Annotated in this window: 25 protein-coding genes; 9 read left to right on the top strand and 16 right to left on the bottom strand. The window is 68.7% G+C overall.

The window, feature by feature from the left end:
* Positions 1 to 18: 18 nt before the first annotated feature.
* A complete protein-coding gene (locus VM306_RS39965) occupies positions 19 to 1,200 on the bottom strand; it encodes a zinc-dependent alcohol dehydrogenase (RefSeq protein WP_325524629.1) in 1,182 nt (393 codons plus the stop codon).
* Between the two features lie 76 nt (positions 1,201 to 1,276).
* Here VM306_RS39965 and VM306_RS39960 point away from each other — a divergent pair, with 76 nt between their 5' ends.
* Positions 1,277 to 2,923: a glutamate--tRNA ligase gene (locus tag VM306_RS39960; RefSeq protein ID WP_325524625.1), complete on the top strand. Its 1,647-nt coding sequence runs from the start codon at positions 1,277 to 1,279 to the stop codon at positions 2,921 to 2,923.
* A 60-nt stretch (positions 2,924 to 2,983) separates the two neighbouring features.
* On the opposite strand, the gene VM306_RS39955 is transcribed toward VM306_RS39960, so the two are convergent.
* Together VM306_RS39955 and VM306_RS39950 are read right to left on the bottom strand one after the other, a co-directional pair.
* Positions 2,984 to 3,787, bottom strand: coding sequence for a hypothetical protein (locus VM306_RS39955; protein ID WP_325524621.1), 804 nt, complete (start codon positions 3,785 to 3,787; stop codon positions 2,984 to 2,986).
* The gene (locus VM306_RS39950; protein ID WP_325524618.1) at positions 3,784 to 4,368 is read right to left on the bottom strand and encodes a hypothetical protein; all 585 of its coding nucleotides are present in this window, start codon (positions 4,366 to 4,368) and stop codon (positions 3,784 to 3,786) included. The genes VM306_RS39955 and VM306_RS39950 overlap by 4 nt, the downstream gene beginning before the upstream one ends.
* A gap of 144 nt (positions 4,369 to 4,512) precedes the next feature.
* Here VM306_RS39950 and VM306_RS39945 point away from each other — a divergent pair, with 144 nt between their 5' ends.
* The 3 genes from VM306_RS39945 (at position 4,513) to VM306_RS39935 (ending at position 9,186) form a co-directional block, all read left to right on the top strand.
* Complete coding sequence (locus VM306_RS39945) at positions 4,513 to 5,589, top strand: tetratricopeptide repeat protein (RefSeq protein ID WP_325524615.1); 1,077 nt, start codon at positions 4,513 to 4,515, stop codon at positions 5,587 to 5,589.
* A gap of 13 nt (positions 5,590 to 5,602) precedes the next feature.
* Positions 5,603 to 6,256: a YdcF family protein gene (locus tag VM306_RS39940; protein ID WP_325524611.1), complete on the top strand. Its 654-nt coding sequence runs from the start codon at positions 5,603 to 5,605 to the stop codon at positions 6,254 to 6,256.
* Positions 6,257 to 6,573: 317 nt separating this feature from the next.
* Positions 6,574 to 9,186: an exo 1,3/1,4-beta-D-glucan glucohydrolase gene (locus VM306_RS39935; RefSeq protein WP_325524608.1), complete on the top strand. Its 2,613-nt coding sequence runs from the start codon at positions 6,574 to 6,576 to the stop codon at positions 9,184 to 9,186.
* A gap of 58 nt (positions 9,187 to 9,244) precedes the next feature.
* Here VM306_RS39935 and VM306_RS39930 read toward each other — a convergent pair whose 3' ends face one another.
* Positions 9,245 to 10,294 (bottom strand): aldo/keto reductase, encoded by a 1,050-nt coding sequence (locus VM306_RS39930; RefSeq protein WP_325524604.1) that lies wholly within the window; start codon positions 10,292 to 10,294, stop codon positions 9,245 to 9,247.
* A gap of 116 nt (positions 10,295 to 10,410) precedes the next feature.
* Here VM306_RS39930 and VM306_RS39925 point away from each other — a divergent pair, with 116 nt between their 5' ends.
* Positions 10,411 to 11,241, top strand: a complete 831-nt coding sequence (locus VM306_RS39925) for a helix-turn-helix transcriptional regulator (RefSeq protein ID WP_325524602.1) — start codon at positions 10,411 to 10,413, stop codon at positions 11,239 to 11,241.
* Positions 11,242 to 11,286: 45 nt separating this feature from the next.
* Here VM306_RS39925 and VM306_RS39920 read toward each other — a convergent pair whose 3' ends face one another.
* The 3 genes from VM306_RS39920 to VM306_RS39910 are packed head-to-tail and all read right to left on the bottom strand — an operon-like array spanning position 11,287 to position 13,812.
* Positions 11,287 to 11,886 (bottom strand): YigZ family protein, encoded by a 600-nt coding sequence (locus tag VM306_RS39920; protein ID WP_325524598.1) that lies wholly within the window; start codon positions 11,884 to 11,886, stop codon positions 11,287 to 11,289.
* On the bottom strand, positions 11,883 to 12,947 hold the full coding sequence (locus VM306_RS39915) for an ATP-dependent DNA ligase (RefSeq protein ID WP_325524595.1): 1,065 nt from the start codon (positions 12,945 to 12,947) through the stop codon (positions 11,883 to 11,885). Before VM306_RS39915 ends, VM306_RS39920 begins: the two co-directional genes overlap by 4 nt.
* Positions 12,948 to 12,987: 40 nt before the next feature.
* The gene (locus tag VM306_RS39910) at positions 12,988 to 13,812 is read right to left on the bottom strand and encodes a helix-turn-helix domain-containing protein (protein ID WP_325524591.1); all 825 of its coding nucleotides are present in this window, start codon (positions 13,810 to 13,812) and stop codon (positions 12,988 to 12,990) included.
* Positions 13,813 to 13,900: 88 nt separating this feature from the next.
* Here VM306_RS39910 and VM306_RS39905 point away from each other — a divergent pair, with 88 nt between their 5' ends.
* The gene (locus tag VM306_RS39905) at positions 13,901 to 14,416 is read left to right on the top strand and encodes an SRPBCC family protein (RefSeq protein WP_325524587.1); all 516 of its coding nucleotides are present in this window, start codon (positions 13,901 to 13,903) and stop codon (positions 14,414 to 14,416) included.
* A gap of 5 nt (positions 14,417 to 14,421) precedes the next feature.
* Here VM306_RS39905 and VM306_RS39900 read toward each other — a convergent pair whose 3' ends face one another.
* Genes VM306_RS39900 through VM306_RS39890 form a run of 3 tightly spaced genes read right to left on the bottom strand, consistent with a single transcriptional unit; the run spans position 14,422 to position 16,519 of the window.
* On the bottom strand, positions 14,422 to 15,531 hold the full coding sequence (locus VM306_RS39900; RefSeq protein ID WP_325524583.1) for an MAB_1171c family putative transporter: 1,110 nt from the start codon (positions 15,529 to 15,531) through the stop codon (positions 14,422 to 14,424).
* A gap of 1 nt (position 15,532) precedes the next feature.
* Positions 15,533 to 16,045, bottom strand: coding sequence for a hypothetical protein (locus tag VM306_RS39895; protein WP_325524582.1), 513 nt, complete (start codon positions 16,043 to 16,045; stop codon positions 15,533 to 15,535).
* Between the two features lie 3 nt (positions 16,046 to 16,048).
* Entirely contained in the window at positions 16,049 to 16,519 is a 471-nt protein-coding gene (locus tag VM306_RS39890; RefSeq protein WP_325524580.1) for a helix-turn-helix domain-containing protein, read from the bottom strand.
* A gap of 163 nt (positions 16,520 to 16,682) precedes the next feature.
* Between VM306_RS39890 and VM306_RS39885 the strand changes: the two genes are divergently transcribed.
* The gene (locus VM306_RS39885; protein ID WP_325524576.1) at positions 16,683 to 17,063 is read left to right on the top strand and encodes a hypothetical protein; all 381 of its coding nucleotides are present in this window, start codon (positions 16,683 to 16,685) and stop codon (positions 17,061 to 17,063) included.
* Here the strand turns inward: VM306_RS39885 and VM306_RS39880 are convergent.
* The gene (locus VM306_RS39880) at positions 17,042 to 18,277 is read right to left on the bottom strand and encodes a ThuA domain-containing protein (protein ID WP_325524573.1); all 1,236 of its coding nucleotides are present in this window, start codon (positions 18,275 to 18,277) and stop codon (positions 17,042 to 17,044) included. The two genes, VM306_RS39885 and VM306_RS39880, sit on opposite strands and share 22 nt — an antisense overlap.
* 81 nt (positions 18,278 to 18,358) lie before the next feature.
* The gene (locus VM306_RS39875) at positions 18,359 to 19,147 is read right to left on the bottom strand and encodes a lytic polysaccharide monooxygenase (protein ID WP_325524571.1); all 789 of its coding nucleotides are present in this window, start codon (positions 19,145 to 19,147) and stop codon (positions 18,359 to 18,361) included.
* A 100-nt stretch (positions 19,148 to 19,247) separates the two neighbouring features.
* On the opposite strand from VM306_RS39875, the gene ilvA reads away from it, so the two are divergent.
* Positions 19,248 to 20,483 (top strand): threonine ammonia-lyase IlvA, encoded by a 1,236-nt coding sequence (gene ilvA, locus VM306_RS39870; RefSeq protein WP_325524569.1) that lies wholly within the window; start codon positions 19,248 to 19,250, stop codon positions 20,481 to 20,483.
* A gap of 66 nt (positions 20,484 to 20,549) precedes the next feature.
* On the opposite strand, the gene VM306_RS39865 is transcribed toward ilvA, so the two are convergent.
* Together VM306_RS39865 and VM306_RS39860 are read right to left on the bottom strand one after the other, a co-directional pair.
* Complete coding sequence (locus VM306_RS39865) at positions 20,550 to 21,194, bottom strand: DUF4360 domain-containing protein (RefSeq protein ID WP_325524567.1); 645 nt, start codon at positions 21,192 to 21,194, stop codon at positions 20,550 to 20,552.
* Positions 21,195 to 21,254: 60 nt separating this feature from the next.
* Positions 21,255 to 21,878, bottom strand: coding sequence for a DUF4360 domain-containing protein (locus VM306_RS39860; protein ID WP_325524564.1), 624 nt, complete (start codon positions 21,876 to 21,878; stop codon positions 21,255 to 21,257).
* Positions 21,879 to 22,198: 320 nt separating this feature from the next.
* Between VM306_RS39860 and VM306_RS39855 the strand changes: the two genes are divergently transcribed.
* Positions 22,199 to 22,444, top strand: a complete 246-nt coding sequence (locus tag VM306_RS39855) for a mycoredoxin (protein WP_089919660.1) — start codon at positions 22,199 to 22,201, stop codon at positions 22,442 to 22,444.
* Here the strand turns inward: VM306_RS39855 and VM306_RS39850 are convergent.
* The gene (locus VM306_RS39850; RefSeq protein ID WP_325524560.1) at positions 22,441 to 22,926 is read right to left on the bottom strand and encodes a DinB family protein; all 486 of its coding nucleotides are present in this window, start codon (positions 22,924 to 22,926) and stop codon (positions 22,441 to 22,443) included. The two genes, VM306_RS39855 and VM306_RS39850, sit on opposite strands and share 4 nt — an antisense overlap.
* A gap of 55 nt (positions 22,927 to 22,981) precedes the next feature.
* Complete coding sequence (locus VM306_RS39845; protein WP_414672508.1) at positions 22,982 to 23,890, bottom strand: glycoside hydrolase family 19 protein; 909 nt, start codon at positions 23,888 to 23,890, stop codon at positions 22,982 to 22,984.
* Positions 23,891 to 24,069: the final 179 nt, after the last annotated feature.

Genomic DNA, 24,069 nt, shown 5'->3' with positions numbered 1-24,069 from the left:
CGGGGCAGGATATGCCGATCAAGGTTTGAGCAGCACTTTGACCATGCCGTCGTTCTTCTTCTGGAACGTCTCGTACGCCTGGGGCGCCTCCTCGAGCGGCAACCGGTGCGTGGCGAAGTCCTGCGTGCCCAGCGGGTCCTCGTCGGTGAGCAGCGGCAGGATCTCCGGGACCCAGCGCCACACGTTCGCCTGGCCCATCCGCAGCTGGACCTGCTTGTCGAACAGGGTCAGCATCGGCATCGGGTCCGCCATGCCGCCGTAGACGCCGACGATCGAGATCGTGCCGCCCCTGCGGACCATGTCGATGGCGCTGTAGAGGGCCTTGAGCCGGTCGACGCCCGCCTCCTTCATGAGCTTCTGGGCCATCGTGTCCGGCAGCAGCCCCGTGAGCTGCTGGGCGATCTTCCCGACCGGGGCGCCGTGGGCCTCCATGCCGACCGCGTCGATCACCGCGTCGGGCCCGCGCCCGTTCGTGAGGTCGAGGACGACCTCGGTGAGGCGCTTGCCGGCCCCGCGCAGGTCGATCGTCTCGACACCGCGCGCCTTGGCCCGCGCGAGCCGTTCCGGGACGAGGTCGATGCCGATGACCCGCGCGTTCCTCTGCAGGGCGACCCGGCAGGCCATGTCCCCGATGGGCCCGAGGCCGAGGACGGCGACGGTGCCGCCCTCCTTGACGTCCGCGTACTCGACGGCCTGCCACGCGGTGGGCAGCACGTCGCTGAGGTAGACGAACCTGTCGTCCGGCGGGCCGTCCGGGACCTTGATCGGCAGCGAGTTGCCGAACGGGACCCGCAGGTACTCGGCCTGCCCGCCCGGCACCTGACCGTAGAGCTTCGTGTACCCGAACAGCGCCGCGCCCGACCCGTGCTCCCTGACCTGGGTGGTCTCGCACTGGCTCTGCAGGCCCTGCTCGCACATGAAGCAGTGGTTGCAGGAGACGTTGAACGGGATCACCACCCTGTCGCCCGGTGTGAGGTTCGTGACCTGCGAGCCGACCTCCTCGACGACGCCCATCGGCTCGTGCCCGAGGATGTCGCCTTCGGTGAGGAACGGCCCGAGCACCTCGTACAGGTGCAGGTCCGATCCGCAGATGCCGCTCGACGTGACCTTCACGATCACGTCTTCCGGCTCTTTCAGGACGGGGTCGGGCACCGTGTCGACCCGGACGTCGCGTTTGCCGTGCCAAGTGACTGCCTTCATGCCCAGGGCGTTCCCCGAGGTCGTGCATTGATAACCTGGGAGGACTTTCTTTCCCCGGTTTTGGAGACCCTCAGCGATGCTCGACCGTGCCGTCGTCGACGCCCTGTTCCCCTCGGACCTGCCCGAGCCGTCGTTCTGGGAGGAGCAGTACCCGCCTCGCGGCCTGGGCGAAGGCGCGAAGGTCACCCGTCTGGGGCCGTCGCCGACCGGTTTCCTGCACATCGGCGGCCTCTACGTCGGCATGATCGACCGCGACATCGCCACCCACTCGGGCGGCTCGTACATCGTGCGCGTCGAGGACACCGACCAGGCGCGCGAGGTGGAGGGCGCGGTCGAGCAGTTCACCAGGGCGTTTACCTACTTCGGCATCGAACCCGACGAGGCCGCCGAGGTGGGCTCGTACGGCCCGTACCACCAGTCGCAGCGCGAGCAGATCTACCTGACCTACGTGCGCGAGCTGCTGCGCTCCGGCGCCGCGTACCTGTGCTTCGCCACGAAGGACGAGCTCGCGGACATCACCGCCCGCCAGCAGGCCACGAAGCTCCCCACCGGCTACTACGGCCGCTGGGCGATCTGGCGCGACAAGACCGCGGAAGAGGTCCAGGAGGCCCTGGACGCCGGCCGCCCGTACGTCGTCCGCTTCCGCTCGCCGGGCAAGGCGGGGGAGCGCACGAAGTTCACCGACGCGATCCGCGGCGAGCTGGAGCACGAGGCCAACCGCAACGACGTGGTGATCCTCAAGGCCTCCGACCAGAGCCCGCGCCTGCCCACGTACCACTTCGCGCACGCCGTCGACGACCACTTGATGCGCGTGAACCTGGTGATCCGCGGCGAGGAGTGGATCTCTTCGGTCCCGACCCACCTCCAGCTCTTCGACGCCCTGGGCTTCGAGCGAGTCGAGTACGCCCACATCGCGCCGCTGATGAAGCAGCAGGGCGGCTCCCGCCGCAAGCTCTCGAAGCGCAAGGACCCAGAAGCGTCCGTGGAGTTCTTCATCGAGGCGGGCTTCCCGGCCGAGGCCGTCCAGTACTACATGCGAGGCCTGGTGAACGCCCGCCTGGCCGAGCTCCCCCTGGCCGAGGCCCTGGCCGCACCGATCTCCCTCGCGGAGTGCGGCGTGGCAGGCCCCCTGGTCGACCTCGTGAAGCTGGACGACATCTGCGCCGACTACGTCGCCACCCTGTCGGGCGAGGAGATCATCGAGCGGGTCTCCACCTGGGCAGCGACCTACGACCCGGAACTGGTGGCGGTCCTGTCCGCCTCGCGCGCCGAGGCGCTGGCCGCTCTGGAGGTGGAGCGCGGCCCGGAGGTCGCCAACCCGCGCAAGGACCTCCGCAAGTGGTCCGACTTCCGCACGGCCTACGGCTTCTTCTTCCCGTCGCTCTTCCCCCTGGTCTCCGACCGCGCGGACGAGCGCCTCGGCGGCCTCAACCCGGAGCTGATCGCCGCGTTCGCGGCGGACTTCGCCGACGGCTACGCCGACCTGGAGGACGGCCAGGAGTGGTTCGGCCAGATCCGGGAGCTCGCGACGAAGCACGGCTTCGCCCCGAACCCCAAGGAGTACAAGAAGAACCCGGACGCCTACCCCGGCTCCATCCGCGAGGCGGCCCAGCTGATCCGAGTCGCGCTGACCGGCTCGAAGGCCAGCCCGGACCTGCACGCGGTGGCCCGCACGCTGGGCACGGGCGAGGTGCTGCGCCGCGTGCGCGCCCTGGCAGGCTGACCCCAACCGTCTGACGCAACGGCCTCCGGTTCCTGTGGAACCGGAGGCCGTTGCGTTGAGTCAGCCGCAGCGGTGTTCCGCCCACCGCCGCGCCGCCTTGGTGGTGTCGGTGTCGGCGAACTTCCGCTCCCACAGGCACACCAGCGACGCGGCGAACGCGGTGATCGCTTTGGAGGGTGCTTCCCGGAACCCGTCGAACTGCGCCGCCCATTCCTCGGCGTGTGAGGGCTGGTGACCTTCCGCCACGAGCCGCACGACGACGAATGCAGGGTCGATCCAGGCCGCGCCGGTCCGCCACCACGCCCAGTCGACGACATGTGCCGCATCGGCGACCAGGATGTTCAACGGGTTGAGGTCGGAATGGACCAACGTCGAACCGCACATGTACTGCGGTGCTCGTTCTGCCCATTCACTCGTGGCTCCGTTGCCGAGCGCCGTCTGCCAATGATCGGCAATCGCCCGCTGCGGCACCGGAGGAGGCGTGATATCGCTGATCTTCTTGATGGCAGCCGCCACCAGCGGAAGGTCAGGAGAACCAGGAGACAGATCCGCGTGTCTCCCGGCAACGTACTGGAAGCCGAGCAACAGCCAGCCGTCCTGCTCGACGCGCCACAACAGGTGCGGGGCTAGTTCTTCTGGCAGAAACGGGTTCACCGCAGCTTCGTTGCGGTGCATGACCGCCTGTGGCCCGTCGCTTCTGCCGCCTTTGCAGAACACCAGCCCGTCCTGGGTGGTCAGCGTTGCGGCGAAAGCGGAGTTGCGGCCGACTGAGGCGCTTTCCGCCCCGATCACAGGCCCGGCGTGGTCCTGGACGGCGGCACGCACGTCCATGGGCAGGTCCTGCCAATCGAGGCGGATGCTCATCTGTTCCCTCGGTTCGGGTCCTCGCCGCCTTGGCCGCAGTTGGTGCAACCCGAGTGGCATTGCGAACAACGTCCTGCGCCGCTCAGCCACAGCTCGTCGTGGAAGGGCAGGCCGGAGACCTTGATCGCCTCCACGGTAGAGGCGAGCGCGTCTGCTGTCGCGCGACGCTCCGGTGCCACGAACTCCTCCGGCACGTGGTGGATGAAGCGTCCGGCGACTCGACCGCAGAAGTCCGCGTAGTCGTGGGTGTTGAGGATGAACTGGTGCCAGCCGAGGTCGACCTGCCTGCTCGGCCGGAACTGCTCCTCCGGGTTCGCTGCGCAGACAGCGAGGAAGCTGATCGTGTCGGTGACGATCCGGTCGGCGTCGGTGATGCTGATCGAGTGTTCGGCTGCAAGCTGGAGGCGCAGCCGGTGCCGGAGTTCGGTCGAGATCTTCGGGGCGGACTTGAGGGTTGATGTCACGGTCGTCTCCTCGGCAGCGAGTGGTGAACACGTCATCGGATGTGTTGGCGGCGGCCTCTGGGCGATGAGCGGAAGCAACAAGGTCGGGCTGGTCTTCTTGTTGTCCTTCACGTTCACGCCGTCCCAGTGGAGGTGCTGTCACCTGTTGAGAAGCCTGGTCATGTTCGGATTGCCGAGGAACGAACAGGTGTGGCACTTCCGTGGCACTTGTGCCGCAGGTGTTCCTTTGCGAGTGGTTGCATAGGTGCGGGAGGAGGTCCGATGGGGTCATTGGCTCACTGGACGGGCAGGGAAGCGCGTGCGTTGCGACGCGCTCTGCGCCTCAGCGTGCGCGGCTTCGCGGACCGTCTGGGCGTTGGCGCTCGAACTATCACCAAATGGGAGTCGCTCGGATCCCGGACGACACCGCGTCCGTTCACGCAGTCGATTTTGGACACTGCTCTGGCTGCTGCGGACGCCGAGGCGAAGCAGCGGTTCGAGCTGTTGCTCCGGCAGGAGGGCGAGAAGCCCGTGCTCGACTACTACCGAAGCGGTCCCCGCGAGTGGGACTACGAGACCTGGGCCGACGACCTGGGACGCGCCGCCGCGTGCCTGGCTCGGCAGGACTTCAAGTTCGCCGGGAGCCTCATCGACCGCTGGCTCCGGCGCTTCACGCCGTCGGAACTCGACAACCACGGTCTGCACCTCCACTCCCGGTCACTCGTGTTGCTCGGCGACCTCCAGCGGGATCAAGGCGACATCTCAGGGCTCCTGTCTGCGCCGCACACCTATCGTTGTGCGCATCAGTTCTTCCGGGAGTTGGGTGTGCCGCGACGAGCGGCGCAGGTCGAGCTGTCCCTGGCAGTCGTCGAAGAGATGAACGGGCGACTCGAACTGGCTGCCAGCAGGTACGAGGCCCTTGCAGCCGACTCACGTCTCAGCGCGCGTGATCGCACACGAGCACTGCTGTGGGTGGGTACCGCCCTCAGCAAGAAGGGAGCGAATGAGCATGCGATGACGGTCATGGCCGAGGCCATCCGCCGATTCGAGAAACTAGAAGAGCCCGACGACTGGTCGGTCGCACATCAAAAGCTGGCGCTCGCGCACCGCGGCGCGGGCGAACTCGGCGCCGCCCTGCGCTACATCGACGTCGCGCTCGCCAACCGCTCGGCCGACTCCCCGATGCACCGAGTGCGGCTCCAGACCGCGCATGCCCACATCCTTCTGTCCGATCGCAGAACCTCAGAAGGCGGCCTTCAACTGCTCGACGGTGCGGCCACCACGTCCCGTAGGTTCGGCATGTCCCACCAACTCGCCAGCATCGAGGCCATCCGCAGTGCCTTCGAGCGTGTGAACTAGGAGCGCACCAACCGTGATCGAGCAGATCAGCGACGAGCAGTGGCGTGACGCCCAATCAATCTGGGACTACCACCAGATGGGCCACGAGCGGCGCCCGGCCGACGTCGCGATCGGCCTGGGCAGCCACGACCTGGGCGTGGCGACGTTCGCGGCTGAGCTGTACCACGCAGGCCTGTTCCCGCTGCTGGTGTTCACCGGCGGCACCAGCCCGACCACCGCCGCCCGCTTCCCGCGCGGCGAAGCCGTGCACTACCGCGAACACGCCCTGGCGCTGGGCGTGCCGGACAACGCCATCCTGGTAGAACCGCACGCGGGCAACACGGGCCAGAACATCACCCTCTCTCGCGCACTCCTCGCCGAGCACGGCCACGATCCCCGCTCGGTACTGCTGATCTCCAAGCCCTACATGGAGCGCCGCGCGTACGCCACGTGCAGCAAGGCGTGGCCGGAGGCCGACACCACCTGCGCGTCCGAACCGCTCAAGCTCGACGACTACGTCCGCGCGATCGGAGACGAGAAGCTCGTCATCGACATGCTCGTCGGGGACCTGCAACGCATCATCGAGTACCCGAAGATGGGCTTCGCGACAGAACAGCACGTCCCGCAGGGCGTACTGGCCGCCTATGACCGCCTGGTACAGGCGGGCTTCACCAGCCGCCTGCTCTGAGCTCGTCGAGACGCCCCCGGTGGCGATGCCAAGCGAGCCGGACAGCCCTGTGGACCGCTGGGTAGCAGTAGAGCCCCAACGCGTCGAAACTGCCCGAGCAACCACCCATGCAAGGCAACCTGATGCACGGCCGGTGACCCCTCCGCTGGAACCGCAACCAGCGCAAGCACACCGATCCCTCAACCAACACAGCCGCACAAACCACCACACCACCCAACACGAGCCCGATAAGCGTCTTTCGTCCCGAAAGTTTCCGGAACAAAGTCGTGAGAGCGTTCCCATTGACGTGGACGTAACACGCCGTTGAGGATCGCGGCATGCATTGGAGAAGCACTCTCGCCGCGGTGCTGGGGCTGACGCTCGCGGCCGGCGCTACAACGGCCGCGACATCCGTCGCGGCCGCACAGGAAGAGCGGCACGGGCCGAAGCAGACGGTGATCGGGCAGCCCAAGACCGAGCACGGGTGCGCCCGCATCGAGAAGTCCCTGCCCACCCTCAAGGACTGGCCGAAGGTCGACAGCCAGCTCGACGGTGACCGCAGGGACGAGGCCCGCATCAAGGCCATCCTCAAGGACATGACGCTGGCCGAGAAGGTCGGCCAGATGACGCAGCCCGAGATCGGGCAGATCACGCCCGCCGACGTGACGACGTACGGGTTCGGCTCCGTGCTCAACGGTGGCGGCAGCTTCCCCGGCGGCAACAAGCACGCCGCGCCGCAGGACTGGCTGACGCTGGCCGACGCCTACTGGGAGGCCTCGAAGGCCTCGCGCACCAAGATCCCCGTCATCTGGGGCATCGACGCGGTGCACGGCAACAACAACGTCTTCGGCGCGACGGTGTTCCCCCACAACATCGGTCTCGGCGCCGCGCACGACCCCTGCCTCGTCCGCGACATCCACGAGGCCACGGCCGAGCAGATCCGCGCCACCGGTCAGGACTGGGCGTTCGCTCCCACGCTCGCCGTGGTGCAGGACGACCGCTGGGGCCGGACCTACGAGGGCTACTCCGAGGACCCGCGGATCACGCGCGCCTACGGGTACGAGGCCGTCAGGGGCTTGCAGGACAACGCGAAGAAGCGCATCGGCGAGGACGGCGTGATCGCCACCGCCAAGCACTTCATCGGTGACGGCGGCACGACCGGTGGCAAGGACCAGGGCATCACGGCCGCCACCGAGCAGCAGATGATCAACCTCCACGGGCAGGGCTACTACGGGGCTCTCGCCGCGGGTGCGCAGACCGTGATGATCTCGTTCAACAGCTGGACGAACGACGTCATCAACGAGGGCAAGGTGCACGGCAGCAAGTACGTGCAGACCGGCATCCTCAAGGAGAAGATGGGCTTCGACGGCCTGCTCGTCTCCGACTGGAACGGCATCGGCCAGGTCACCGGCTGCACCAACTCCAGCTGCCCGCAGGCCATCAACGCCGGCATGGACATCATCATGGTGCCCGGCGAGTGGAAGGCGTTCATCACCACCACGGTCGCCCAGGTCGAGTCCGGCCAGATCCCGATGGCCCGCATCGACGACGCGGTCACCCGCATCCTGCGCGTCAAGCTGCGCGCCGGCACGTTCGACGCCCCCAAGCCGTCGCAGCGCGACCACGCCGGTGAGCAGAAGGCATTGCTGCACAAGGAACTCGCCCGCAAGGCCGTGCGCGAGTCCGCCGTGCTGCTGAAGAACGACAAGCGCGTGCTGCCGCTCTCCAACCGCAGCAAGGTCCTCGTCGTCGGCAAGAGCGCGGACAACATCTCGAACCAGACCGGCGGCTGGACGCTGTCCTGGCAGGGCACCGGCAACACCAACGCCGACTTCCCCAACGCCACCAGCATCCTCAAGGGCATCCAGGACACCCTGGGCGCCGCGAACGTCACGTTCGCCGAGACCGCGGACGGCGTCGACCCGGCGCAGTTCGACGCCGTCATCGCCGTCATCGGTGAGACTCCGTACGCGGAGGGCGTGGGCGACCTCGGCAAGCGCTCGTTCGAGACCGCTCGCCTGTACCCGCAGGACCTCGCCGTGCTGGACAAGGTGTCCGGCAAGGGCAAGCCGGTCATCACCGTCTACGTCGGTGGCCGCGCCATGTACATGAACAAGGAGATCAACCGCTCCGACGCGTTCGTGTCCGCCTGGCTGCCGGGCAGCGAGGGCCAGGGCATCGCGGACCTGCTGATCAAGGGCCGCCACAACGGGTTCACCGGCAAGCTGTCCTACTCGTGGCCTGGCGAGGCCTGCCCCGCGCTGCCGGGTGAGCCCGCCAAGACGCCGCTGTTCAAGTTCGGCTACGGCCTGCGCGACTGGCAGACCGGCACCGTCGGCAAGCTCGACGAGACGAGCCCCGGTGGCACCTGCTCCGGCGGTGGCGGCGGCACGGCGACCGAGGACCTCGAGGTCTTCAACCGCACGGACGTCGCGCCGTACAAGAGCATGATCGGCTCCGCGGAGAACTGGGGCGGTACCGAGATCGGTCCCGACGGCCAGGCCTCGCACGCCGAGATCAACGTCGTGCAGTCCGACGTCAACGTCCAGCAGGACGCGCTCAAGACGACGTGGACCGGCACCGGCCCCGGCCAGGTGTACCTGCAGAGCCCGACCGGCAGCGACCTGCGCGGCTACGGCAACGCCAACGCGGCCATCGAGTTCGACGTGATCGTGCACCAGGCCCCGGCCAACCGCACGGTCGTCAGCGCGCACTGCATGTACCCGTGCATGGCGGAGATCGATGCCACGCAGGCGTTCCGGAACATCCCCATCGGGCAGAAGGCGACCGTGAAGATCTCGGTCAACTGCTTCTCCGACAAGGGACTGGACCTGGAGAACGTCAACACGCCGTTCCTGGTCTACACGGACGGCCCGTTCCAGGCGTCGTTCGCGAACGTGCGGTGGGTGCCCAAGGCGGGCGCTGACCCGGACGTGATTCCCTGCACGTAGGCACCACGACGTGGCGCGCTTCCCCCATCACCACCGGGGAGGCGCGCCACGGGCGTTTTCAGCGGTCTTCGATCTTCAGGCCGCCCTTCACCACCGTGCGGATGTGGTCACCGGTGAGCAGGGTGTGCGGGTAGCCGAGCTCGGTCGCGCTGGCCGCGTCGAGCCGGGCCAGCTGGTCGTCGGTGAGGTCCACCTCCAGGGCGTCCAGGTTCCCCAGCAGCTGCTCGGGGGTGCGGGCACCGACGACGGGCGCCGTCACGCCGGGCTGCCGCAGGTTCCAGGCCAGCGCGACCTGCGCCGGCGTGCACCCCACCTCCGCGGAGACCTCCCGCACGACGTCCGCGATGTCGAGCGTGCGTTCGGTGACCATGCCCAGGTTGGCGTTGAACTTCCTGCGCGAGCTCTCGGCGGTGTCGGGGGAGGTCAGGTCGGCGCGGGTGTACTTGCCGGACAGCACGCCGCCGCCCAGCGGGGAGTACGGCGTCACGCCCAGCCCCACCGCCCGCGCCATCGGGATCAGGTCGCGTTCCGCGTCCCGGTTGATGAGGCTGTACTCGACCTGCAACGCGACCAGCGGCGACCACCCGCGCAGGTCGGCGATCGCCTGCATGCGCGAGACCTGCCACGCCGGGGCGTTCGACATCGCCACGTACAGGACCTTGCCCTGCCTGACGAGGTCGTCGAGGCCGCGCAGCACCTCCTCGACCGGGGTCGAGAAGTCCCACACGTGCACGTACAGCAGGTCGAGGTAGTCGGTGCCCAGCTGCCGCAGGCTGTTCTCCACCGACGAGAACAGGCTCTTGCGGTGCGCGCCCCCGGAGTTCGGGTCGCCGGGCGTGCGCAGCGTCGAGTACTTCGTCGCCAGCACGAGGCTCTCACGGCGGCCGCGGACGAACTCGCCCAGAATGCGTTCGGACTCGCCGTAGGCGGCGGCGGTGTCGAGGAAGTTGCCGCCGCGGTCGACGTAGACGTCGAACAGCTTCCTGGCCTCCTCCTGCTCCGCGCCCCAGCCGAGACTGGTGCCGAAGGTGGCCGTGCCCAGCGCCAGCGGGGAGACCCGCAGCCCGGACCGGCCGAGCAGCCGGTAGGTGTCGAGGGTGACCGACATCAGGTCCTCCTGTGTTCGTGATCGTCTTCCGGCACCAGCCTCTGCCGGTCGCGAGCCGGGGGTAAGGGAGGGCACTTCCTGGGAACAGCCGTCCTACCCTCGCTGTTGGACCGGGGGTGATCACCAGCACCGTGGACGTGCCGGAGCAGCTGGCCGCGTTCCTGCGGGCCCGGCGCGAGCGCCTCGACCCGCGCGACTTCGGCCTGCCCTCGCGCCGCCAGTCGCGGCGGACCCCCGGACTGCGCAGGGAGGAGGTCGCCGAACTGGCCGGGATCAGCGTCGACTACGTGGTGCGGCTCGAACAGGCCCGCGGGCTGCGGCCCTCGGCGGACGTGGTGGAAGCGCTGGCCAGGGCCCTGCGCCTGGAACCGGACGAACGCAGCTACCTCTACGGCCTGGCCCGGCAGCGGCCCCGCGACGACGACAAGCCCGCCACCACCGCCGAGAGCTCACTGGCCAGGTTGGTCGACGACCTGTCCCCACGCCCGGCCATGCTGATGAACCACCGCTACGACGTCCTCGCCTGGAACGACGAGATGGCGCGGCTGTTCCTCGACTTCGGCACCCTGCCGCCGTCGAGGCGCAACGCGATGTGGGTGTGCCTGATGCACCCGGACATGCGCGAGCGCTACGTCGACCGCGACCGCGTGGTGCGGGAGGGCGTCGCCCACCTGCGCACCGCCTGGGCGGCGCACCCGGACGACCAGGTGCTGAGCGACCTCATCGCCGAGTGCGTGTCGCTCGACGCGGAGTTCGCGCGCCTGTGGGCCGCGCAGGACGTCAAGGTCAACGCCCGCGGGCGGAAGTCGCTGCGGCACCCGGACGCCGGCGTGATCGAGGTCCAGTTCGAGACGCTCAGGCCGCTGCAGGACCCCGACCAGCTCCTGGTGATCCACCGCGCCGCGGACGACGAGAGCCAGGCCGCGCTGGACGCCCTGCTCGCCTAAGGGCCTCGGCCGCGACTATCGCGGATGAGGCTCACGGGACAAGCCCTAACGATCGAGATCCACGGGCTCGCCCCTGATCGCCGCGACCGCGCCCCCGGTCTGCGCGGCGAGCCACACCTCGAACGCCTCCGGGTCCTTGGTGTGCACGGTGAACGTGACGTCGTGGCCGTACTCGGTGTCCGCGACGTGGTATCCGGCCGCGCGCAACGCGTTCTCGAGCTTTCCCGCCTGGTCGTGGTCCACGGCCAGCAGCACGGTCTCGTGCCGTTCACGGGTCAGGGTGCCGAGAGAGTCGATGGCCTCCGACACAGCCCGTCCGTACGCCCGGACCAGGCCACCGGCGCCGAGCTTGATCCCGCCGTAGTAGCGGGTGACGACCACGGCGGTGTCGACGAGGTCCCTGCGCGTCAGCACCTCCAGCATCGGGACGCCGGCGGTGCCCGCGGGTTCGCCGTCGTCGGAGGAGCGCTGGGTGTCCGCGGTCCGGAACGCCGTGCAGTTGTGCGTGGCCTGCCAGTGCTCCTTGCGGACCCGCGCGAAGAACTCCGCCGCCTCCTGCTCGGAGGCGACGCGGGCGACGTGGCACAGGAACCGCGACCGCTGGATCTCGATCTCGTGCGTGCCGTCCCGCCTGATCACCTTCACCGTTCGATTGTCCGACGGCGCTCCGCTTCGCCGAACAGCGCGTCCAGCTCGGCCGGCGGGACCTCCTCCAGCTGCTCGTAGGTGCACTCCGAAGGCTCTTTGTCGAAGCGGAACCGCACGAGCCGCGCGGTGTGCCGGAACCGCCCGCCCTGCACGTGCTCGTAGCGCACCTCGGCGACCCGCGTCGGCTCCAGCAGCACCACCTGGAGCTGCTTCTCGGGGTTCCAGCGGCTGTTCATGCCGGGCCCCTCGTAGGTCGCCCACGCGGCCCACGGGTGCTCGGCCGGGTTCAGCAACGGCTTCAGCTCGTCGACCAGCTCACGCCGCCGGGCCGCGGTGAAGCTGCTCGCCACGCCCACGTTGCGCAGCTCGCCGTCCTGGTAGAGCCCGAGCACCAGCGACCCGACGCTCTCGCCGTCCTTGTGCAGGCGGTAGCCCGCGACCACGCAGTCGGCCGTCCGCTCGTGCTTGACCTTGAACATCACGCGCTTGTCCGGCTCGTAGACGCCGTCCAGGTGCTTGACCATCACGCCGTCGAAGCCCGCGCCCTCGAACCGCGTGAACCAGTCCTGCGCGACGTCGGGGTCCGCCGTGGACGGTGTCAGGTAGAAGCCCGGCACCTCGGAGACGACCTCTTCCAGCCTCTTCCGCCGTTCGCCCTGCGGCAGGCCGGTGAGGTCGTCGTCACCGCACGCCAGCAGGTCGAACGCGACGAAGCTCGCCGGCGTCTCGACCGAGAGCTTCGTGACCCGCGACGCGGCCGGGTGCAGCCGCAGCTGGAGCGTGTCGAAGCTCAACCCGTCGGGCGTGACCAGCACGATCTCGCCGTCGACCACGCACCGCGGCGGCAGCGCGTCCTTGAGCAGCTCGACGACCTCGGGGAAGTACCGGGTGAGCGGCTTGTCGTTGCGCGAGCCCAGCTCGACCTCGTCGCCGTCGCGGAACACGATGCAGCGGAAGCCGTCCCACTTGGGCTCGTAGGCGAGCCCGTCCCCGCGCGGTAGCCCGGGCACGGACTTCGCGAGCATCGGCTTCACCGGCGGCATCACGGGCAGGTCCACATCGGGACCATAAGCTCAGCGCAGGGATGCCGCGAGCTTTCTACGAGCAGGCGCCGACGGCGCGCAGGAGGTCCAGCTTGTCGGCGTCCTCCGATCCCGGTGCCGCCGTGTAGACGATGAGCCGCAGGTCGGTGTCGTGCGTGGTGAGGATGTCGCAGTCCAGCGTCACGGCTCCGACGCCGGGGACGGGGATCTGCTTGGGCCGCGAGGATTGCCGCGTGACGTCCCACTCGCGCCACACGGTGTCGAAATCGGCACTCACCTGGCGCAGATCGGCGATGAGCGACGCCAGGCGGGGGTCCCCGGGGTAGGCGCTCAAGGCCGTGTGCAGGTCCGCCGCGAGATCCCGCCGGAAGGCTCCCTCTTCACCCTCTGCCCAGGCGACGGGGATGTCCGCCGCGGTGAACGCCCGCCACGCGAGGTTGGCTTCTCGCCCCGTCCGTCCCTTCTCGCCGGCGAAGAGCGCGTCCCACAGGGCGTTGGACTGCACGAAGTCCCACGCCGCCGTGTACACGGCGACCGGCGTGTCCCGGAGCCGGTCCAGGATGCGGTGGACGCCGGGGCTCACGTGCGTCGAGATGGTGCCGGCCGGCGGCGGCGCCACTCCCGCGGCGCGGAACAGGACGTCGCGTTCCGCCGCGTTGACCCGGAGCGCTCGCGCGAGGGCGGCCAGCACCTGGGGGGAGGGGTTGCGGGCGCGCCCCTGCTCCAGGCGGACGAGGTAGTCGACGGAGATGCCCGCGAGCTCCGCGAGCTCTTCCCGGCGCAGTCCCGGACTGCGCCGGTCGGTCCCCGCCGGCAGGCCCACGGCCGCGGGCGTGATCCTGTCGCGCCACGTCCGCAGGGCGACAGCCAGATCGTTCATGGCTCCCAGGTTCTCACGTCCCGCGAGCGGACTGGGTGGTACTGAGGGTCTCTGGTGGGCGTCGTCCCCACCGCGCAAGCTCAGCCGCATGACGATCTCACTCCTGATCAAGCCCGGTGACCGCACGGTTCCGATCACCGTCCAGCAGCGCACCTGGACCTCACCCGAACACGCGTTCCGCGTCATCGCGCCGATCGACCTGCCCAGCGTCTTCCACAAGGTGGGCCCCTTCCCCGGCGTGAAGTCCGTCGCCAACCAGACAGAGGCGTGGGACCACGCCGGTCCGACTCGCAACCCGCAGTTCGAGGACGGGTCCCAGGCGGACGAACAACTCACCGAGTACGTCGAAGGCGTGTCGTTCGCCTACCAGCTCAGCGGGTTCACGAACGTCCTCGCACGTCTCGCTGCCGGGGTCCGGGGCGAGTGGAACTTCAACCCGGACGGCGACGGCACGCTCATCAGGTGGACCTACGAGTTCCTGCCGCTGCCGGGCCGGCGGTGGATCCTCTCCGGACCGTTCGCTCCGCTGTGGCGGCGGTACATGGTGGCCGCGCTCGAGGAGTGCGTCCGCGTCGCCGAAGCAGAGGCGTCACGTTCTCGTTGACCTGCTCAGCGCAACGAAGCCGCGAGCTTTTCCAGCTCCCGCACGTCCGCGTCCATGCCGTCGTCCTCCGGCACGGCCAGCGCGATCGGCCGCCGCAGCGTCACCGTGCCCGACCTGCGCGTCTCCAGCCCGGCGCGCAGCCGTTCGGACAGCGGCAGCTCCTCGGGCGTCTCGGCGACGTACGGGCTGATCCGCACCAGGCCGTCCCGGCACTCGATCACCCGCCGGTAGTACCGCCGGTGCACGCCGCGCAACGACAGCGCGTCGCGCCGCGACGGCACCCGGTGCAGGGCGTCCTCGGGGAACGACTGGTGCAGCAGCGTCCACAACGGAGCCAGCCGGTGGTACGCGCGCAGGTGCCGCAGCCACAGCTTCGAAGCGGCGACCCGCATCGCGACGACCGGGTAGACGACCCCGACGACGCACAGCAGCACGCCCGGCAGCAGGAAGAACACGGCCAGCGTCAGCAACCAGCGGGGGAGCGGTTCGCCGAAGTAGCGGGAGATGTTGGACGACACGAAGATCGCGTCGGCCGGCACCAGCAGCGCGAGACCCGTCGAGGTGATCAGCAGACCCCGGCGCAGCCGCGGTTCGGCGCCGCGGGCGTAGCGGCGGGCCCACACGAACATCGCCGCGAAGCCGTAGAGCAGGTAGCCGTTGCCCAGCGAGTAGAAGACCGTGATGGCGAGGACGCCCGTGGGGCCGCCGCCGAGCGAGTTGGGCACGCGCGCGGCCGCCACCCGCAGGTCGTCGGGGATCGACAGCACGGCCCACGTCATGACGCCGACGCACAGCGCCAGCGGCACGAGCTGGAGCAACGCCTGGCGCCTCGCGCGGGCGTCGTCGAGCGCGGAGAAGAGGAAGAAGCAGATCAGGCCGTACACGCCGACCTGCAGCATCGAGTGCTGGATCAGCTGGCACACCATCGGGTCGAGCCCGAGGAACCACCTGCCGCCGGCGGCCGCCCTGCCGAACGGGTAGCCGACCGCCCAGCCCGCCACCAGTGCCGTCACCGAACGCAGGCGCGGGTCGTGCGGCCTGCGGACCAGCAGGTACAGCATCACCGCGAGCGCCGAGAACGCGACGACTCCCTGCGTCTCCTTCAGGTACTCCACGTCAGAGCCACCCCAGCCGGTCGGCGAGCGAGGACGACATGCGCCGCGCCGGGCCCTCGGACGCCCGCGGCGCGACCTTGTCCAGCACCGACGCCCACTCGAGGATGATCGTCGCGACCGTCTCGGCCTCACGCTCGTGCTCGGTGTCGTAGGAGGTGCGCCTCAACGCCCGCCGCACCGCGTCCGGTTCGAGGTCCGGGTACAGGCCCGCGAGCAGGTCGTCGTCCTGCTCGTCGCTGCTGTGACCGGCCAGCAGGTGGCCCAGCTCGTGCAGGATGATGTGGTTCTGGTGCGCCTTCGACGTCTCCTGCTGGTACAGGATGTAGTCGGCCCTGGCGGTGGCGATCCACACGCCGTACGGGCCGGGCACCGGGATCGGGTGCGCGATCAGCCGGATGGGCCTGCCGCGCTGCTCACCGACGCGGCGGCAGAGCTCCGAGACGTCGAGCGGCGGCTGGATGTCCAGCTCGTTCAGCAGGCGGCGGCACCGCTTGCGCAGATCACGTTCGGCCACGGGTCATCCCTCGCCGCGTTCGGCCTGTTCCTGCCGGTAGACGACGTCGAGCAGCTCCATGACGAGACGGCGGCGGTCCGGCGAGAGCTCGCCCGCGCGCATCGCCATCAGCTGCGCGTCGCTGCCGGAGGCGATCTCGTCGAGCCTGCTCTGCTGGTCCTGCAACGACTTCAGCTGCTCGTCGACGCGGTCGGTGACCTCGTCGTCGAAGAAGTAGCTCACGGGCACACCGAAGAAGCCTGCCAGTGCCTGCAGGTGCTTGAACGTCGGGTTGTCCTTCTTGCCCTTGCGCAGCTGCCAGATGTAGCTCTGGGAGATCGTGACGCCGGTGTCCGCGATGGCCGCCGCGACGTGCTCGTTGCTGTACTCCTGCCCCGACCGGGCCGTGTACAGGGCGAAGAGCTGGTTGAGCCTGTCAGCCAGGGACCGTTCCCCCGCCATCACCAGGCCCCCTGCGCCAGTCGTCGTCTCCACCCACGGAAATGCTCTCCGGGGTGCCGGGATTTTCGCCAGTTGAAACCCCGCCTTTGCCCAACATAGACTCCCACCGTGCCTGTCTCAACAGCGGAGGGCGTCCGCGCGACCGGGGACAGTCACGTCAGTCCACCCGTCCACCACCTCGCGGAGGATCTGGGACATGGCGCTGGCTGAACGACAGGGTGCCTTCCACCGGGCCGTGATCGACGTCGTCTACGAGACCATGGACCAGCTCGCGCGACCGGACTCGCCGCCCCACGAGGTCGTCGAGCTGCGTGAGCGGCTGCGCGACGCCCTGCCGTGGTGGCGGGGGTTGCTGCGGGTGCACGAGCCGAACGAGCGGCACCGGTGCAAGTCGTGCCGCACCTGGTACGGGCACCACCGCGCGTGGCCCTGCCCGGTGTGGCGGGACGCGGTGCAGGCGTTGCACCAGCTCAACGACATGTACGGCTTCCTGGCCACGTCCCACCCGGCCTCCACGAGCAGGAGACCGGGGGAACGCGTGACCGTGACCTGGCCTCAGCCCAGCCGGAACGACTGAGCCGCCGAGCCGGTGCAGGTCGCCTGGACCAGCTGCACGCCGTCAGCCGACCCGGCGGGCGCGCTCAGGCACTTGCCCGAGTGGCGTGCCGTCAGGGTCGAGTAGCCGTCGGACCCGGTGGTGACGCGCCACTGCTGGTTGGTGCCGCCCACGTAGTCCCACAGGTGGATGCCGGCACCGTCCGCCGTGGACACGTCACTCACGTCCAGCACCTTCAGCGGGTCGTTGCGGTACTCGAGGCGCGAGTAGCCGTCAGTCGTCGCCACCGCGCGGAAGTTCTGCGCCGTGGTCCCGTTGCAGGTGTACTGCTGGATGACGGTGCCGTTGGCGACACCCGCGGCCTTGGCGTCGACGCACTTGCCGTTGCCGCGGTTGGTGACCGCCTTCCACTCGCCCTGCGGCGGGGGAGTGCCGCCACCGCCGAGCCAGAGCAGGCTGTCGATGAGGAACGTGTTCTGCGTCGCGCTCGCGAAGGTCGACGACAACGGCTTGTTGGCCGCGTAGTCCATCGCGTTGTGGCCGAAGTTCGCGTAGACCATCTTGAAGTTCCTGTTGGTCCACATGATCGGGTAGTACCCGCTGCGCCACTGCTGGTTCGGGTCGGTGCCGAGCGGGAAGCTCGACGGGTCGACGCTCGCCAGCACCTGGATGCTCGGGTTCTGCCGCAGGTCGCGGTCCCAGCTGTACCACTCGCTCACCGCGGAGGTGAACTTCTCGGGCAGCCGTGCGGTCGACGGGTGGTCACGGGTCTCCACCTTCAGCACCGCCGTGGTCGGTCCCCACGTGTTGCTGACGAAGTTCCCCTTGGCCAGGAACGTGTTGTGGTACCAGGACCACTCGTTCGCGTTCTGGGTGAACGCGCTCACGTGGAAGCCGAAGAACCCGCCGCCTGCCTCCATGTACCGCTGGAAGCCCGTGCGTGCGGCGGCCCCGGTGGGAGCGTCGTCGAGGAAGACCACGACCTGCGCCTGTGCGGGGGTGAGGGTGTTGAGGCGGTTCCAGTCCGTCGTCGCCTCGTAGGTGAAGCCGTTCTCCTGGCCGGCACGGGTCAGCCAGGGGTTGGCCTCCTTGACGAACGCGATGTGCGCCGCGTCCCACGTGCCGTTGTAGAAGGCCAGAACCTTGAAGGGAGCGGCCTGCGCCGGTGCCGGGACACCGACCGGGACGAGCGTTGCGGCGACCAAAGCCAGCAATGCCAACAGTTTACGAGCCATTCAGGCACACCTTCGTTTCGCTGGGTTGCGCGCCCGAAGATCATCGTAAGGGTGGTCTAGACCTGATGGGGACCGGGACGTTCACAGAATTCTTCTGCGCCACAACACGATCCCGCCCAGCGCGATCAGGCCGCCCAGAGCTCCGACGACGGCCGCCATGCCGAACCTCGTCGTGGTGGAGGGAGGCTGTTCGGCGCTCGACGCGACGGGAACGGGTCGCGGGATGCTCGACGCCGGTGCGGAGGGTTTCTGGGAAGCGGTTTCCGCGGCCGGTGTGCGTGTTTGAGGTGGTGCCGGTGCTTGCGCCGCGGCTGGTGCCGCGATCTCCACGTCCGTGCACGAGTAGTAGGTGTCGGGGGTGTCCGTGTTCTGCCAGACCGTGTAGATCAGGTGCCGCCCGGTCCGGTCCTTCGGCAGCTGCACCTTGAACTCGTAGGCGCCGTTGACGAGCGGGGGAGACGGCACGGTCAGGAACTGCTCCAGATCGGCCCACCGCAGCGGTCGAGCCGGCGAGTAGCCCGCGCGGGTCGCGTAGAAGCGGAACGAGCCCTGGTGCGGGATCGTCGCCCGGTAGGTGAAGGCGGTGCTCTTGAGCTTCGTCGCCGGCCACTGCGCCGAGGGCAGGTCGAGACCGGCGTACCCGGGGATCCCGGCGCTGCACAGCTTGCCGTCGGGAACCCGCGCCGCGTCCCTGCCCGCCACGTCCGCCAGCCGGATGTTGTCCCACTCCTTGGACGGCAACCCCGCCGAGATGGCGCCGCGGCAGGGCGGGGATGATGCTGTGGGCTGACCTGGCGAACACAGATAAGCCCTGCTCGCGGGGTCGCTGGGCGCGCCGTGGGCGTGCGCGGGGACCACGGAGAACATCATGAGCAGCACTATCACGCCCACAAGGCGAAACACAGGCACCTCCCCTGTCCTTTAGGGGTACGCGTGCCAGACCCGAGTCGTTCACGGAAGATGTATTGACATGTCCTTCGCTGATGAGGTGTCCGCCGCCGCAGCCCGGCTGGGCGGAGTCGCGCGCACGACGCCGCTCGAGGTGAACCAGCGGCTGTCCGAGCGGACCGGCGCCCGCGTGTGGCTCAAGCGCGAGGACCTCCAGGTGGGCCGCTCGTACAAGCTGCGCGGGGCGTTCAACCTGCTCTGCCAGACCGAGTTCGCCTTCGGCGGCGCCGTCTGCGCCTCGGCCGGCAACCACGGCCAGGGCATGGCCTACGCCTGCCGCCGCCTGGGCATCGAGGGCCGCGTGCACGTCCCCCGCACCACCCCGCGCCAGAAACGCGACCGCATCCACGCCCTCGGCCAGGGCATGGTGCAGCTGGTCGTCGACGGCGACACCTACGACGACGCCGCGGCGCTGGCGAAGGAGTACGCGCAGACCACGGGCGCGACCCTCGTCCCGGCCTTCGACGACCCGCGCACGGTCGCGGGCCAGGGCACGGTGGGCCTGGAGATCGTCCAGCAGCTCGGCGGCGCGCCCGACGTGGTCGTGGTGCCCGTCGGAGGCGGCGGCCTGCTCTCCGGCGTCGGCACGTGGTTCAGGGAACGCTTCCCGCGCACCCGCATCATCGGCGTCGAACCGGCCGGCGCGGCCAGCATGATCGCCGCCATGCAGGCGGGCGGCCCGGTGACGCTGCCCGAGGTCGACTCGTTCGTCGACGGCGCCGCGGTCCGCCGCGCGGGCGAGTTCACGTACCCGATGGTGCGCGACAGCGGCGCGGAGCTGCTGACCGTGTCGGAGGGCGCCGTCTGCACCGAGATGCTGGAGCTGTACCAGATCGACGGCATCATCGCGGAGCCCGCGGGCGCGCTGGCCTCGGCCGCGCTGCTGGAGGAGATCTCCGTGTCGCCGGACTCGACGGTCGTGTGCCTGCTCTCGGGCGGCAACAACGACGTCTCCCGCTACGCCGAGATCGTCGAGCGCTCGATGATCCACCGCGGCCTGAAGCACTGGTTCCTGGTGGAGTTCCCGCAGGAGCCGGGCGCGCTGCGGCGGTTCCTCGACGACGTGCTCGGCAAGGACGACGACATCGTGCAGTTCGAGTACATGAAGCGGGACAACCGGGAGACCGGCGCCGCGCTGGTGTGCATCGAGATGGGGCGGCGCGAGGACTACGACCTGCTGTGGGGCCGGATGAAGGAGTCCCCGCTCAAGATCCAGCACGTGGAGCCGGGGTCGACGGCGTACCGGTTCCTGATCTGACCGGTCTCCCAGCGCGAAGGGCGTGCCGGGCACCCCGTGAGCGGAATGCCCGGCACCTGGCCGGTACTACGGCTTGGACGTGCAGACCTTCCACGCGAAGTGGTAGGTCGTCTCGATCGACCCGTCCGTCGAGTCCATCGCGATGAAGCTGGTCAGCTTCTTCGGGTCCGACGTGCCCGCGCTGACGCGCAGCTCCGTGTTGATGTTGAAGTTCCGCTTCTCGCCGCACGGGTGGTAGACGATCGCGGCCACGTCGGTCGTGTCGGTCGCCTGCCAGTCGTCGCTGAACGGGCCCTTGTAGTTGTGCTGCTTGTACTCCGTCTGCGACATGCCCTGGAAGTAGTAGTTCGCCTTCTCCAGGGCCGTGGCGCCGCGTTCGAGGTGCGCGAAGCCGCGGTAGTCGGTCGACGAGATGCCGTAGGTGAAGCCGGACGGCACGTTGACGCGGAGGTTCAGCTGGCAGTTCTTGCGGAAGTCGGTGGGCAGGGCCTGGGGGCCGACCTGCGCCATGAACTGGCTGTAGGTGACGGTGAACGCCTTGTTGTCCGGACTCACGGCGACGGCGGCCGTTCCCGCGGGGCAGCCGGAGCCGTTGACCGTCACGACGTCGATGGTGATGTGGTCCGGCGGGGGAACGTCGCCGGGGGCGCCTCCTGGCGGGATGATGATCGTCGACATCGCGAGCGCGGCAGCGGCCAGGGTGGTGAGCATGGGGCACCTTTCCGTCTGGGGATCAACGATGAACAGGCGGCGGTAGAGGGTGCCGAGGTGTCAGCAGCGCTTCCAGGAGAACTGGTACTTGGTGCTCACGCTGCCGTCCGTGGAATCCATCGTCATGAAGCTGTTCAGCTTCGACGCGGTTCCCGCGTTCACGCGAAGTTCGGTGTTGACGTTCAGGTGCCTGATTTCCCCGCACGGGGCGTAGATGATTTCCGACACCTGGCTGCGGTCGGTCGCCTGCCAGTTGTCGCTCTTCGGCCCGGAGAAGTTGTGGGTGCGGCTCGCCGTTTGGGACATGCCCTGGAAGTAGTAGTTGCCCTTTTCTGTTCCGGTGGCTCCGGCCTGCAGGTTCGCGAAGCCGCGGTAGTCGGCCTGGGCGATGCCGAACGTGAAGCCCTGCGGGTAGCTCACTCTGATGTTGAGCTGGCAGTTCTTGCGGAAGTCTGTGGGTGCCGCACCCTGACCTGCCTGGGCGAGGTACTGGCTGTACGTGACCGTGAACGCCGTGCGGTCGTCGGCGGCCGCGACCGCCGCGGTGCCGGCGGGACAGCCTGAACCGTTCACCGTGACGACGTCGATCGTCACGAAATCGGGAACATCAGCAGCTGCCTGCGCTGCCGGCGCGGCCAGGACCGCGGACAGCACGAGGGCAGCAGCCGCTACCGTTTTCAGCATGACCAGCCTTTCTGTTCTGCACACCCGGTAGCGGCGGCGGAATTGAGACGATATCGGAAACCCTCCGTGGTGACGGGCCGCCGATTGGGTGACTGAAATAGTCGGTAGTGCTCACGTGAATCCACGACGAAGTGCACGCCAGAAGTTTCGTGGCGTGCGCGAACCAATGCTCGTCCACGACGAGATGAATTGACCTGACGTTTGTCTGACGATCGGTGCGGCCCAGTGGCGCGGGGCACAGCGGCACCCTGGGAAGAAGTGCCACCCACCGGGCGTTGACACTGATGACCTTCGACCGACCTCGATGAGGAGAGCGCCTGATGGCTCCCGACCAGCTGACCGTCTACTCGACCTCGTGGTGCGGCTACTGCCGGATCCTGAAGAGCTCGCTCGACCGCGAGGGCATCGAGTACGTCGAGATCAACATCGAGGAGACGCCCGGTGCGGCGGACTTCGTGATGAGCGTGAACGGCGGCAACCGCACGGTGCCCACGGTCCACTTCCCGAACGGCGCGGCGCTCACCAACCCGTCGCTCGCCCAGGTGAAGGAACAGCTCGCGGCCTAGAACTCGTACAGGGTCGCCGTGGTCGACTGACCGTCCAGCGTCTCCCGGAGGATGTCGGCGTGGCCCGCGTGCTGCGCGGTCTCCCGGATCAGGTGGAGCACGATCCGCCGGATGGACATCGGTTCCGGAGCCGGATCCCACGGCGCGGGCGGCAGCGCCACCAGTTCATCGAGCGAAGCGGTGCGCACGGCCTCGTCGGTCGCGCGCACCGCTTCGTCGTAGGACTCGAGCAACTGCCCGAAGTCGTTGCCGTTCCACACGTACTGGCTGCCGTCGAGCCACCCTCGCGGACGGCCCGGCTGCGAGGTCAGGACGTGGGTCCAGGCCCGCTCACACCAGGTGAGGTGCTTGAGCAACCCACCCAGCGTGAGCTCGCTGACGGTCGTGCGCTTCACCGCGTCCGCGGTGGTCAGACCCCGCATGGTGACGCGGAAGGTCCTGCGCTGATCGTTCAGCTCGTGCAGCAGGTCGTTGAGCTCCATGGTCCCGCAGTGAAACCGATGCCGGACCAGGACAGCTCAAGTCCCGGCAGGGCCACTAGCAGGACAGGTTCCCACCGGGCGTGACGCCGATGGCTCCCGTGATCTGCTGGTACTTCGAGACGCGGCTCTGCACCTGACCGGGGTTGCCACCGTTGCACTCCAGCGATCCGTTGATGCTGCGGATCGTCTCGCCGAACCCGCGCGAGTTGACCATCGCGTCGTGCGGCGTCATGGTGCCGGGGCCGCGCTGCGTCATCCAGTACCAGATCGCCGTCCGCCACGCGGTCGTGGAGTTCTGCGCCACCTGCCACGGGTTGCCCAGCAGGTCGAGACCCAGGTAGTCACCCGCGGCCTTGTAGTTGAAGTTCCACGACAGCTGGATCGGACCACGGCCGTAGTAGGCGTAGGTGCCGGCGGGGCAGCCGTACCACTGGCTCTCATCGCAGAGGTCGTTGTTCTTGTTGATCTCTTCGATGTAGACGAAGCCACCGGTCTCGTGCGACGCGTTCGCGAGGAACGCCGCGACTTCCTGCTTCTTCACCGTGTCGCTGCCGGTCGTGCCGAACGCGGGGATCGTGCGTGCCGCCTCGACGAAGCCCTGGTAGCTGTAGAAGCTGTTGCGGCCCTGGAACAGCTGGTTGAACTGGGCCTCGCTGATGGGGAAGCTCCCGTTGCCGGGATCGCCACCACCGCAGTTGTGCGGTTCCCAGAACCAGGTGGAGACCGTCGGGTCGTAACCGGGGTTGTCGTGCTCGGCGATGTAGTAGGAACCGTTGTACCGCACGATGTTGCCGGTGTAGTACTGCCGTCCGGCAACCCAGTCGGTGGCGCTGCCGCAGGTGCCGCCGCCGCCACCTCCGCCGCCACCGTCACAGCTCGTCGGCTCCCAGTACCAGGTGGAGACCGTCGGGCTGTAGCCCGGGTTGTCGTGCTCGGCGATGTAGTAGTTGCCTTCGAATCTCACGATCGAGCCGGTGGTGTACCACTGACCCTGAACCCAGTCCGTGAAGGTGCAGGCCTGCGCGGACACTTCTGCCTGTGAGGACGCGGTCGGCGCGATGACGGCCAGGGAAGCCGCCACCACACCTGCCGCGAGAGACGCCAAGATGCGTTTTTTCAGCAAGGTCACCCACTCCTGGAGTC

This window comes from Lentzea sp. (assembly GCF_035525475.1).
GTDB lineage: Bacteria > Actinomycetota > Actinomycetes > Mycobacteriales > Pseudonocardiaceae > Lentzea.
This window is presented reverse-complemented; position numbering and strand designations above follow the sequence as displayed.